The 12381-nt window shown below is 41.5% G+C and carries 12 protein-coding genes; 9 read left to right on the forward strand and 3 right to left on the reverse strand.

The window, feature by feature from the left end:
* Positions 1-43: 43 nt before the first annotated feature.
* Together iscR and trmJ are read right to left on the reverse strand one after the other, a co-directional pair.
* The gene (gene iscR / locus DXZ23_RS13330) at positions 44-505 is read right to left on the reverse strand and encodes a Fe-S cluster assembly transcriptional regulator IscR (RefSeq protein ID WP_017805150.1); all 462 of its coding nucleotides are present in this window, start codon (positions 503-505) and stop codon (positions 44-46) included.
* Between the two features lie 52 nt (positions 506-557).
* Complete coding sequence (gene trmJ, locus DXZ23_RS13335) at positions 558-1304, reverse strand: tRNA (cytosine(32)/uridine(32)-2'-O)-methyltransferase TrmJ (protein ID WP_017805149.1); 747 nt, start codon at positions 1302-1304, stop codon at positions 558-560.
* A 173-nt stretch (positions 1305-1477) separates the two neighbouring features.
* Between trmJ and suhB the strand changes: the two genes are divergently transcribed.
* The 3 genes from suhB to DXZ23_RS13350 all read left to right on the forward strand — a co-directional run bounded on the left by suhB (position 1478) and on the right by DXZ23_RS13350 (position 4320).
* Positions 1478-2284 carry an inositol-1-monophosphatase gene (gene suhB, locus DXZ23_RS13340; protein WP_035695630.1) on the forward strand — a complete coding sequence of 269 codons (807 nt, stop codon included), beginning with the start codon at positions 1478-1480 and terminating at the stop codon, positions 2282-2284.
* A gap of 268 nt (positions 2285-2552) precedes the next feature.
* Positions 2553-3371, forward strand: a complete 819-nt coding sequence (locus DXZ23_RS13345) for a Cof-type HAD-IIB family hydrolase (RefSeq protein WP_017805146.1) — start codon at positions 2553-2555, stop codon at positions 3369-3371.
* A 31-nt stretch (positions 3372-3402) separates the two neighbouring features.
* Positions 3403-4320: a Dyp-type peroxidase gene (locus tag DXZ23_RS13350; RefSeq protein ID WP_017805145.1), complete on the forward strand. Its 918-nt coding sequence runs from the start codon at positions 3403-3405 to the stop codon at positions 4318-4320.
* A 37-nt stretch (positions 4321-4357) separates the two neighbouring features.
* On the opposite strand, the gene DXZ23_RS13355 is transcribed toward DXZ23_RS13350, so the two are convergent.
* Positions 4358-5071 (reverse strand): tRNA1(Val) (adenine(37)-N6)-methyltransferase, encoded by a 714-nt coding sequence (locus DXZ23_RS13355; RefSeq protein WP_017805144.1) that lies wholly within the window; start codon positions 5069-5071, stop codon positions 4358-4360.
* Positions 5072-5153: 82 nt separating this feature from the next.
* Here DXZ23_RS13355 and srmB point away from each other — a divergent pair, with 82 nt between their 5' ends.
* The 6 genes from srmB (at position 5154) to DXZ23_RS13385 (ending at position 12347) form a co-directional block, all read left to right on the forward strand.
* Positions 5154-6470 (forward strand): ATP-dependent RNA helicase SrmB, encoded by a 1317-nt coding sequence (gene srmB / locus DXZ23_RS13360; RefSeq protein ID WP_017805143.1) that lies wholly within the window; start codon positions 5154-5156, stop codon positions 6468-6470.
* Positions 6471-6701: 231 nt separating this feature from the next.
* Positions 6702-7817: an aspartate-semialdehyde dehydrogenase gene (gene asd / locus DXZ23_RS13365; RefSeq protein ID WP_017805142.1), complete on the forward strand. Its 1116-nt coding sequence runs from the start codon at positions 6702-6704 to the stop codon at positions 7815-7817.
* Positions 7818-7882: 65 nt separating this feature from the next.
* Positions 7883-9222, forward strand: a protein-coding gene (locus DXZ23_RS13370; protein WP_114995542.1) for an IS3 family transposase whose coding sequence is annotated in 2 segments (ribosomal slippage) — positions 7883-8333 and positions 8333-9222 — 1341 coding nt in all. Because the reading frame shifts where the segments join, the coding sequence is not laid out codon by codon here.
* 144 nt (positions 9223-9366) lie between these two features.
* Positions 9367-11250 (forward strand): molecular chaperone HtpG, encoded by a 1884-nt coding sequence (gene htpG, locus DXZ23_RS13375; protein ID WP_021723894.1) that lies wholly within the window; start codon positions 9367-9369, stop codon positions 11248-11250.
* Positions 11251-11318: 68 nt separating this feature from the next.
* A complete protein-coding gene (locus DXZ23_RS13380) occupies positions 11319-11573 on the forward strand; it encodes a hypothetical protein (RefSeq protein WP_017805138.1) in 255 nt (84 codons plus the stop codon).
* 39 nt (positions 11574-11612) lie between these two features.
* Positions 11613-12347: a 4'-phosphopantetheinyl transferase family protein gene (locus tag DXZ23_RS13385; RefSeq protein WP_017805137.1), complete on the forward strand. Its 735-nt coding sequence runs from the start codon at positions 11613-11615 to the stop codon at positions 12345-12347.
* Positions 12348-12381: the final 34 nt, after the last annotated feature.

The raw sequence follows: 12381 nt of genomic DNA on the forward strand, positions 1-12381 counted from the left end.
AATTTATACCGCACTTTGATTGCCATCAGCGGCAAATCTTGCGTTATAGTTTGTCATTCAGCATCACTAAATTGTCGAAATCTTTATGGCGATGATGCCGTTTATGATGTTTTTCAACAAGCTCGGCAATAGTGATCTCATTTAGAAAATCTTCAATTCGATTGCTTAGTTCTTCCCATAAAGAGTGGGTCAAACATTCTTTGCCACCTTTGCAATCTGCTTGGCCAAGGCAACGGGTAACGGTGATATTTTCATTCACGGCGGCAATGATCATCGCAATGGAAATTTGACTGCTGGGTTGCCCAAGCTGATAACCCCCACCCGGTCCTCGTACACTTTTAACTAAACCGTGGCGGCGGAGCTTGGCGAATAATTGCTCTAAATAGGAAAGGGAAATATGTTGTCTTTCCGAAATATCGGCGAGGCTAACGGGGCCATTTTCCGCGTTTAATGCAATGTCTAAAATCGCAGTAACCGCATAACGCCCTTTTGATGTTAATTTCATCTTCCTTTTCCTTGTCAAAAAATAATGGGGCTATCTTACATAACCATCTAAATTAGTCAACTATTCCACGCTCAGATCCGAACTTTTTTTCTACCGCACTTAGCATTCCGCGTAGGATATTTAATTCATTTTTTTCCACTTCGGCACGCAGATATAAACGTCTTAATTTTTGCATAACACCTTGATTTTGAATAAATCCTAGTTGCTGATAGAGGAGTTCTGTATGGGTAAAAAAGTATTCTAATTCCTGTGCAGTTGGATAGGTGCTTTCTATTGATGAAAGTGATAAATCCACGTCTTTTTTATGTTCTTCCAACCAAGCCATCCGCAATTCATAGCATATCAATTGCACTGCCATTGCTAAGTTCAGCGAAGAATAATCAGGATTAGCAGGAATGGTTAAATGATAGTGGCATTTTAATAATTCATCGTTGGTTAACCCAATACGTTCACGCCCGAAAACGATAGCAACTTGACGTTGTGCCGTCGCGTAGCTCATCGCTTTTTCCGCACAGGCACGCGGCTCAAGCAAAGTATTTTGCAAATGGCGTAAACGGGCGCTTGTGCCGATAACTAATTCGCAATCTGCTACCGCTTCATCAAAACTTTCTACGATTACCGCATTGTTCACCACATCATCCGCCCCCGCGGCAAGGGCAAGTGCCTGCTCATCAATGCCTTGTTTTGGTGAAACCAAATAGAGCCGATTTAGCCCCATTGTTTTCATTGCTCGTGCGGCTGAACCGATATTTCCACTGTGAGAAGTTTCGATTAGCACAATGCGAAAACGATCTAACATCTTATCTTCTAAATTAACTGACTATAAATTGTGGATATTCTAACACAATACCCACAAGGTGCGGTCAGAAATAGGAAAATTTTTCACGCCTAACAGGGTTTTTCTCGCTTTTTGCTTAAAAAATCACTATAATTCCCGCCCTTAAATGATGTTCTTTAAAATCTGGTGGAAATATGAATCCAATGTTAAATATCGCTATTCGTGCGGCACGAAAAGCGGGCAATATTATTGTTAAAGGCTATGAACGCCGTGATGATATTCAAACTGTCGCAAAAAGTACCAATGATTTTGTTACTAATATTGATAAAGCCTCAGAAGCGGCGATTATCGATGTGATTAGAAAAGCCTACCCCGACCATACGATTATTACCGAAGAAAGTGGGGCATTAGAGGGCAAAGATAGTGATGTACAATGGGTGATTGATCCACTAGATGGTACGACAAACTTCGTGAAAGGGTTACCGCACTTTGCTGTGTCTATTGCCGTTCGTGTGAAAGGCAGAACAGAAGTGGGCGTGGTGTATGATCCTATCCGCAACGAACTGTTCACCGCATCACGCGGACAGGGTGCGAAAATTAACGAGCTTCGCCTGCGTGCAGAAAACATCAAGCGTGAATTACAAGGCATAATCTTAGCCACTGGTTTCCCATTCAAAAAAACAACCGCAATGCCAACCCAATTTGCTATTATGAACACCTTAGTGAGTGAAGGGGGTGTCGCTGATTTCCGCCGCACAGGTTCAGCAGCGTTAGATATGTGCTATGTGGCAGCCAACCGTGTTGATGGCTACTTTGAAATGGGCGTGAAAGCTTGGGATATTGCAGCAGGTGATCTTATCGCCCGCGAAGCAGGTTGTTTAGTCACTGATTTTGAAGGCGGACACAGCTATTTAACTTCAGGCAACGTGGTCGCCGCTCCTGCACGTTTAGTGAAAGAAATGCTAAATAAAATTCAGCCTTGTTTAGATATTTCTCGTTAAATAAAAACCTTTTATCGTTTAATTACTAAATTGGAACGTAGGTGAGCTAATTGCTTGCCTATTTTACTTTAAGCCATATCTAAAAGTATAAAAAACCATTCAGAGAGGCTTTGATTCTCTCATCATAAAAACATTGTGGCTGTAGTAGATAGTCAGGTATGATAAACTGGAAAAATGAAGATAGCTTAGCTCATAGTAAATTCAATTAATCTATACAAGAAATTATTTAACTTTTTATAACATAAGAATATGAATGCGAGGCAATTAAATGTCTATCCCAAACTATCAACAACAGATAAAAGCCGTATTTTTTGATATTGACGAAACGCTATTTTCAAAAAATACGAATTATCTTCCCGAAAGCACCCAACTTGCGATAAAAAAACTCCGAGAAAACAATATATTAGTTGGTATAGCAACAGGAAGAGCCCGCTGTAGTTTCCCAGAAAAAATTAATAAACTTATAAAGTTAGAAAACCTTAATACTTTTATTACAATGAATGGGCAATATGTCGAATATCAAAATCAACTCATTGAAAAACATCCCATTTCTACAGCAAAAATACAAAATTTAACGCATTTTCTTGAAAAAAATAACATTGTTTATGCTTTTGTATCGAATAATAAAATTTGTGTATCAGACATTACATCTGAGTTAAAAGAAGCTCTCGATCCCATTACAACGAATTATCACGTAGAAAAAGATTATTTTAAAAACAATGAAGTCTTCCAAATTTTAGCATTCTATTCTAATACTCAAGATAACCTTATTGAGAATGCACATATCTTAGATAATTTAAAAACTGTACGCTGGCATCCTAACTCCGTAGATATTTTTGATTCTGAAGGCTCAAAAGCCAGAGGAATTAAAGCAATTATTCATCACTTAGGTTTAACAATGGAAAATGTTATGGCTTTTGGTGATGGTCTTAACGATATAGAAATGTTAAATTCAGTAGGTGTTGGCGTTGCAATGGGAAATGGACATACCTCATTGAAAAAGGTCGCCTCTCACATTACCGATCGTATAGAGGAAGATGGTATTTATAATTTTCTTATAAAATCAAAACTTATAGATAACAAATAAACACACTCTCAACAAATAGAAAGGAAATATTATGGCTGCTTTACAAAATGTTCTTGATGAACCAAACAAAAACACCATTTTTATGGTGTGGAATTTTCACGATAATATCGACGTAAAACCCGTATTCCAACAACTTTGCGGATTAATTGGCAATCTTAATAACTCAGCAAAAACCCGTTTTCCTGATGCCAAAGCCAGCGTAGTAATGGGCATTGGACACGATGCGTGGTTACGCCTTGATTTACCACAGCCGTTGCCAAAAGAGCTTGCCCCTTTTGAGCCAATTAAAGGGGCAAAATATACTGCTGTGGCAACCCGTGGCGATTTGCATTTCCATATCCGTTGCGATCAACCAAGCTACTGCTTTGATATTGCACAAAACATCACCGATGTATTACACGATGTGGCAAAATGTGTGGTGGATATTCAAGGCTTCCGCTACTGGGACGGACGCAGTATTCTTGGCTTTGTGGACGGCACAGAAAATCCGCACGATCCAGAAGACCGCATCTTATTCGGTACTGTAGGGGAAGAAGACCCAGCTTACCAAGGCGGTAGCTATTTATTCGTACAAAAATATGTTCACGATATGCAAGCGTGGCGCGCGCTGCCATTAAGCGAGCAAGAAAAAGTGTTCGGCCGCTCTAAAGCAGATGACATTGAAATGGACGACGACACCAAGCCAGCTAACAGCCACAGTGCCTTAGCCAATGTGGGCGATGATCGTAAAGTCATTCGCGACAATATGCCATTTTCTGCTAACGGCGAAGTGGGAACTTATTTCATTGCCTATTCCAACACCTTTAGCACCGTGCAAGCAATGTTAAATAATATGTTTATCGGCAATCCAGCAGGCAATTACGACCGCTTGCTTGATTTCAGCCGCACCCGCACCGGCACGCTTTTCTTCGTCCCAACCTTAGATATGTTGGACGAATTTGCGGAGTAATCTCTCCAACCTAGCACGTTTGTGCTAGGTTTTTTATTCAAAACTTCAAATAAAACCCTTTCGTCAGTGCCACAAAGTCAGGGTGATATTGATTATTTTCGTCATAAATAATCAGTTGTGAATATTGCATAGGTTCAGCTAGTTTACGAAAAGTGAGTAACATTCGTTGTGGTGGCTTGCCAATTTTTGTGATCACATCGCATTGCTCCGTGCAATAAAGTGCGGTGGTTTTTTGCAAGATTTTTCCAGCTTCATAAGGCAGGATAAATTGAATTTTACCCTGTTCATTTAAGCATTGTGCTGCCACATTGAGCCAGTCATTATGGCTTTGTTCAAGGGTATAGCGCGCCAGATCACGTTGTGCGTTTTTGCAAGCCTGTGCAGGTTCAAAATAGGGCGGATTAGCCACAATTAAATCAAAAAAGTGCGGTGGATTTTGTGCGAATTTTTCGATGTCCATTTGATATAGCGAGATTTTCTCAGCCCAAGGGGAAGCCTGAATATTTTCTTGCGCCTGTTCTGCCGCGGCATTATCAAGTTCTACCGCACTAATATGGCAATCTTGTGCCGTGCGTTGTGCCAACATTAACGCAATTAACCTCGTGCCAGTGCCGAGATCCAAAAGGTTTTTTGCCCCTTGAATATCTGCCCAAGCGCCAAGCAAAATGCCATCTGTTCCCACTTTCATCGCACAGCGATGATGATTAACCTGAAACTGCTTAAAGTGAAAGCCTTGATTTTTCTTTGCCATAAACTTCCCAAAAATTGACCGCACTTTGCCCTCAAAGTGCGGTATAATCTGCACTAATTTTTTCCTAATAGTAACAATAAATATGAACTTAGCACAATTTGAAGAATTGGATCTCGCCCCAGAATTATTAAAAGCCTTAGCGAAAAAAGGCTACCAACGCCCCACCGCCATTCAGTTGGAAAGCATTCCAGCGGCAATGGCGGAGCGAGATGTGCTAGGTTCAGCCCCAACGGGTACGGGGAAAACCGCCGCTTTCTTATTGCCTGCCTTGCAACATTTGCTAGATAATCCACGCCGTAAACTCGGTACGCCAAGAGTGTTGGTTCTCACCCCAACCCGTGAGTTAGCGATGCAAGTGGCGGAGCAAGCGGAGCAATTAGCGCAATTTACCAACCTTGATATTACCACCATCACAGGCGGTGTGGCCTATCAAAACCACGGTGAAGTGTTTAACAGCAACCAAGATTTAGTGGTCGCCACGCCGGGGCGTTTGCTGCAATATATTCAAGAAGAAAATTTTGATTGTCGCGCGGTAGAAATTCTGATTTTTGACGAAGCGGATCGTATGCTGCAAATGGGCTTTGGGCAAGATGCGGAAAAAATCGCTGCCGAAACGCGCTGGCGTAAACAGACCTTGCTGTTTTCTGCCACATTGGAAGGGGAATTGCTAATGGATTTTGCAGGGCGATTACTCAATGACCCTGTGCAAATTGATGCAGAGCCAAGTCGCCGTGAGCGTAAAAAAATCCAACAATGGTACTATCACGCAGACAGCGATGAGCATAAAGTGAAATTGCTCGCTCGTTTTATTGAGCAGGAAAAGGTGAGCAAGGGCATCATTTTCGTTCGCCGCCGTGAAACCGTGCGAGAGCTTTCCGACATCTTGCGTAAACGTGGCATTCGCAGTACCTATTTAGAAGGGGAAATGGCACAAACGCAACGCAATAATGCTATTGATAAACTCAAAAACGGTGTGGTAACCGTGCTAGTTGCCACCGATGTGGCGGCGCGTGGGATTGATATTGATGACATCAGCCACGTGATGAATATGGATTTGCCTTACAGCGCAGACACTTATTTACACCGCATCGGACGCACCGCCCGCGCTGGCAAAAAAGGGGTGGCGGTGTCTTTCGTAGAAGCCCACGATTATAAACTGCTCGGCAAAATTAAGCGTTATACTGAGGAATTGCTTAAACCTCGCATTATTGAAGGCTTAGAACCAAGAACAAAAGCCCCTAAAGACGGTGAAGTAAAAAAAGTGAGTAAAAAGCAAAAAGCTCGTCTCAAAAAAATACGCGATGATAAGAAAAAAAATGAACAACAGAAAAAAGCTAAACTACGTCATAAAGATCAAAAAAATATTGGAAAACGTCGCCAACCAAAGAATAAATTGTAGATGAAATATCCTATTTTTATAAAAAGATCAATATCACTCAACTTTTTTTAGAAAAAGGCTTGCTTTTGGAGAAGCTATCTTGTAGGTTTTTTCCTACGATTTAACGTAATAAATCCTTTGCGAATAGTTGGTGTAATGAGCTAGCAAGTGAGCATCATTAATCATAAAATTGCTCACCTCATTTCACCAGTATTCTCTTTTCAACACAACATTATCTATAAGGAAAAATTTATGCAAAACGTAGGTTTTATCGGTTGGCGTGGAATGGTTGGCTCAGTGCTAATGGATCGTATGCAACAAGAAAATGATTTCGCTAACATCAACCCTATCTTTTTCACCACTTCACAAGCAGGTCAAAAAGCGCCTGTATTTGCTGGTAAAGATGCTGGCGTGTTAAAAGATGCCTTTGACATCGCTGAATTACAAAAATTAGATATTATCGTTACCTGTCAAGGTGGTGATTACACCAACGAAGTCTATCCAAAATTAAAAGCCACAGGCTGGAATGGCTATTGGATAGATGCTGCTTCTGCATTGCGTATGGATAAAGACGCGATCATCGTGCTTGACCCCGTAAACCAAAATGTGATTAGCGAAGGGCTAAAAAATGGCGTGAAAACCTTCGTTGGCGGTAACTGCACCGTTAGCTTAATGTTAATGGCATTGGGTGGCTTATTTGAGCGTGATTTAGTGGAATGGGTGTCCGTTGCAACTTACCAAGCCGCATCAGGTGCAGGTGCGAAAAATATGCGTGAATTATTGGTGCAAATGGGCGAATTGGAAGCGTCTGTAAACGCTGAATTGAGCAACCCTGCCTCATCAATTTTAGACATTGAACGCAAAGTAACAGCAAAAATGCGTGATGCTTCTTTCCCAATCGATAACTTTGGCACCCCACTTGCTGGTAGCTTAATCCCTTGGATTGACAAATTATTGCCAGAAACAGGGCAAACCAAAGAGGAACGGAAAGGCTACGCAGAAACCAACAAAATTTTAGGTTTAAGCGACAATCCAATCCCAGTGGACGGTTTATGCGTGCGTATCGGTGCATTACGTTGCCACAGCCAAGCTTTCACTATTAAGTTGAAAAAAGATTTACCATTAGACGAAATTGAGCAAATTTTGGCTTCTCACAACGAATGGGTGAAAGTGATTCCAAATGATAAAGAAACCACCTTACGTGAATTAACGCCTGCTAAAGTAACAGGCACATTAAGCGTGCCAGTAGGGCGTTTACGCAAATTAGCGATGGGACCTGAATATCTCGCAGCCTTTACTGTAGGTGATCAATTATTGTGGGGTGCGGCTGAGCCAGTACGCCGTATTTTAAAACAATTAACCGCATAATAAAAAAGTGATCTGCACCCCAAAAGTTGGACTAAATAACCAACTGATTAAGGTGCAGATTTTTTATGACTAAATATACTCAACGTTTCAAACAACAAGTGCTCGACTTTTATCATCAAAATGGAAAAAACCGTTCGCTTACTCGCCAGTATTTTCAGCTTCCCCAAAGCACGTTAGCACGTTGGATTGCGAAATTTAATCATAATGGAATCAATGGATTAGCTGTGTTAGGTAAAAAACGATGTTATTCTGTTGAGTTTAAATTAAAGGTTATTCAAGCTATCAAAAAAGGCCAGTGCTCCGCTGAAGCCGCCTGCTTTCGCTTTGATATCCCCAGTTCAGGGATAATTAGTCAATGGTTGCAACGCTTTGAAAAACAAGGTATAGATGGGTTATTACTCAAACCTAAAGGTCGTCCAAGTATGAAACTCAACTCACCTAAAATGCCACCAACGCCCAAAACAGAAGAAGAACGCTTGCGTTACCGAATTTTGGAATTAGAAGCGGAGAATGCAATGCTAAAAAAGTTGCAGGAACTCAACCAACAAAAAATGCAGAAAAAGCCGTCATCGTAAATGCCTTACGCTCGCGTTTCCCGTTGGAATTGTTACTCAGGCTAATCGGATTGGCACGCAGTTCGTTCTTTTATCATCTCAAGCCAAAGTCGGATAAAAATGTAGCGATTTCACAGAAAATAGAGGAAATTTATCGCAAAAATGACGAAAATTATGGTTATCGTCGAATTACCTTGGAATTAAGGAAATACTTGATTATCAACCACAAAAGGGGGCAAGCGATAATGCAACGTTTGGGGTTAAAAGGAAAAAGTAAGCAGAAAAAATATCGTTCTTACCAAGGCAAAGTGGGACACATTGCCGATAATCTGTTGCAACGGGATTTTACGGCAACGATGCCGAATGAGAAGTGGGTAACGGATATCACCGAGTTCAAATGTGCGGAAGGCAAAGTGTATTTATCGCCGATTAAAGACTTGTTTAATAACGAAATTATTGCTTATGATGTGGCGAGAAGTCCGAATTTTGAGCAGATAACCAGAATGTTGACCCAGGCGGTGAACCGATTAGCGGGGGAAAAACCGATACTGCATTCCGACCAAGGGTGGCAGTATCAAATGATGGGTTATCGAGAGATATTGAAAAAACACGGTATTACGCAAAGTATGTCGAGAAAAGGCAATTGCCTTGATAATGGTGCGATGGAAAGATTTTTCGGGCGATTGAAGACGGAATGTTACTTTGGCAAGCGGTTTGAAACCTTTGAACAGCTTGAAAAAGTGATTCACGAGTACATTCATTACTACAACAATGAGCGTATTCAAGTGAAGCTCAAAGGACTAAGCCCTGTGGAATACAGAACTCAGTCCTTGAATGAAATTAGAATATAGTCTAACTTTTTGGGGGCAGATCATTCAACCGCACTTTTTTTATGAAAAAAATTTGCATTTTTATTTAATAATGCGTTTTTCCTCTGTTGAAATTTCAAATTTAATTCCTATATAACATTTCATCTAAATTAAGAGGACAAGAATATGAACAAAAATCAAGAAACCCGTGGTTTTCAGTCTGAAGTAAAGCAGTTGCTTCAATTAATGATCCATTCCCTTTATTCCAACAAAGAAATCTTTTTGCGTGAGCTAATTTCTAATGCTTCTGACGCAGCTGATAAATTACGTTTTAAAGCCCTTTCTGTCCCTGAATTGTATGAGGGTGATGGGGATTTAAAAGTTCGCATCAGTTTTGATGAAGAAAAAGGCACAATCACCATCAGTGATAATGGCATTGGTATGACGCGTGAGCAGGTGATCGATCATTTAGGGACGATTGCGAAATCAGGAACAAAAGAATTTTTGACCGCACTTGGGGCGGAGCAAGCGAAAGACAGCCATCTTATCGGGCAGTTTGGGGTGGGCTTTTATTCCGCTTTTATTGTGGCGGATAAAGTTACGGTGAAAACCCGTGCGGCTGGTGTGCCAGCCGATCAAGGCGTGTTGTGGGAATCTAATGGCGATGGTGAATATACCGTAGCCGATATTGAGAAGAAAGATCGTGGTACAGAAATCACCTTGCATTTGCGTGATGAGGAAAAAGAATTTGCCAACGCGTGGCGTTTGCGTGAAATCATCAGCAAATATTCCGATCATATTGGCTTGCCAGTAGAAATTTTGAGCAAGGAATACGATGATGAGGGCAAAGAAACAGGCGTGAAATGGGAAAAAATTAATAAAGCCCAAGCCCTGTGGACGCGTTCAAAAGGCGAAATTTCTGATGAAGAATATAAAGAGTTTTACAAACATTTAAGCCACGATTTTGCTGATCCGCTACTGTGGGCACACAATAAAGTGGAAGGAAATCAAGAATATACCAGCTTGCTTTATGTACCGTCAAAAGCCCCTTGGGATCTGTTTAACCGCGATCACAAAAAAGGCTTAAAACTCTATGTGCAACGCGTGTTTATTATGGACGATGCCGAGCAGTTTATGCCGAATTATCTGCGTTTTATGCGTGGTTTAATTGATAGCAATGATTTACCGCTCAATGTTTCGCGTGAAATTTTGCAAGATAACAAAGTTACTGCGGCGTTGCGTAAAGCCTTAACCAAACGTTCGTTGCAAATGTTGGAAAAATTAGCCAAAGACAATCCAGAGCAATATTTACAATTCTGGAAAGAATTTGGCTTGGCGTTGAAAGAGGGCGTTGGAGAAGATTTCGCGAACCGTGAACAAATTGCGGGCTTGTATCGTTTCGCCTCAACTCATACGGACAGCAGTGAACAAACCGTTTCATTGGCAGACTATGTGGCACGAATGAAAGAGGGGCAAAAAGCTATTTATTACATCACCGCAGACAGCTACATTGCGGCGAAAAACAGTCCGCACTTAGAGCTATTTAATAAGAAAGGTATCGAGGTATTGTTGCTTTCTGATCGTATTGATGAATGGATGTTGAGCTATCTCAGCGAATTTGATGGCAAACCATTGCAGCCTATCACCAAGTCCGATCTAGATTTAGGCGACTTAGCGGACAAAGAAGCGGAAGAAGAGCAAAAAGCACAAGATGAAGCCTTTGGCTCATTCATTGAACGCGTAAGCAGTTTGCTCGGTGAGCGAGTGAAAGCAGTGCGTTTAACTCATCGTTTAACGGATACACCAGCGGTGGTTTCAACGGATAACGATCAAATGACTACGCAAATGGCGAAATTATTCGCGATGAGCGGACAGCCTGTGCCTGAGGTGAAATACACCTTTGAACTCAATCCAAACCACCCATTGGTGAAAAAAGTGGCAGATATGGCAGATGAAGATCAGTTTGCCAACTGGATTGAGCTTCTGTTGGAGCAGGCGATGTTAGCAGAGCGAGGTTCCTTAGAAAACCCAACCGCCTTTATTAAGCGTGTAAATGAGTTGTTATCTTAATAAATTCAGTTAGAATAGAAAGCGTTGTCTGTGGGCAACGCTTATTTTTTATTCAAAGAAGGAAGGGTATGAAAAAATTTATTGTCGTCATCAGCTTATTGTTATCGGCGTGTAGCTCAGTGGTTAATCAGCCGAAATTGGCGAATAGCTGCCAAACGTATTTTCAGATTTTAGACGTAAATGTTGCCACTGCTAGCTTACCAGCGGAAAAATTGCAAGCATTGCAACAAGATTTTTTTCAATATCAAAAAGAATTTACAGGACGTTCTTTAGAAAAACAAGAACAGTTTTGCCGCTCACGTTTAACCCGTTTTCTGCAATAGGGCTTTCCCCGCGTAATCCAAAGACAGAGTCATATCCGAATGAGTATTTTTATTGCGTGGGGAAATAGCCAACAGTCTTACCCTTTCCCACATCTTCCCGCTGAATTATTAACGGAAAAATTGCGTCAAGCCCCGCCCGCTCAACCGCGTTTGCAACAACGTTATTGCTGTCGTTGGGTGGCACATTTTCTATTATGGCAATTAGCAAAAATGGCGAAAATTCCTACCGCACTTTTAGCGGACATCCAATACAGCTCAACGCAACGACCGCACTTTGCAACACCGAATATTGATTTTAATCTCAGTCATTCTGGCGAGTGGGTAGCCGTGATCTTGAAAGTCGGGGAAGGCACAAAAGAAAGTGCGGTGGGAATTGACATCGAATTTCCACAGCGAGAACGGGACTATACCGCCTTGCTCGCCCATTTTGCTTCCCCACAAGAACAGCAATGGTTCAGCCAACAGCCTGATAAGAAAACAGCGTTCTATCAAATTTGGTGCTTACGCGAAGCCTTGTTGAAATCACAGGGCGTGGGCATTGCGAAATTATCGGAAGTGGAGCATCTCGCCGATGAATACCGTTTGCACACCCTCCACGCACCACAGGGCGAAGCATTCTTCACCGCAGAATTGCCTTTTTATCTGGCTTGCTTCGCTAATGACCGCCTTGAGCCAAATCACACTTTTTGCTGGAATGGCGAAGCCTTGCAACCCAGCCAATTGCGACAAAAAATATCCTATCAAACCTACCACAAAGTGGTAAAACTGCCCTAGACTTCATTCGCTATTTTGTTTAGACTGGTAACTA

The organism is Avibacterium paragallinarum, assembly GCF_900450705.1.
Taxonomy (GTDB): Bacteria; Pseudomonadota; Gammaproteobacteria; order Enterobacterales; family Pasteurellaceae; genus Avibacterium; species Avibacterium paragallinarum.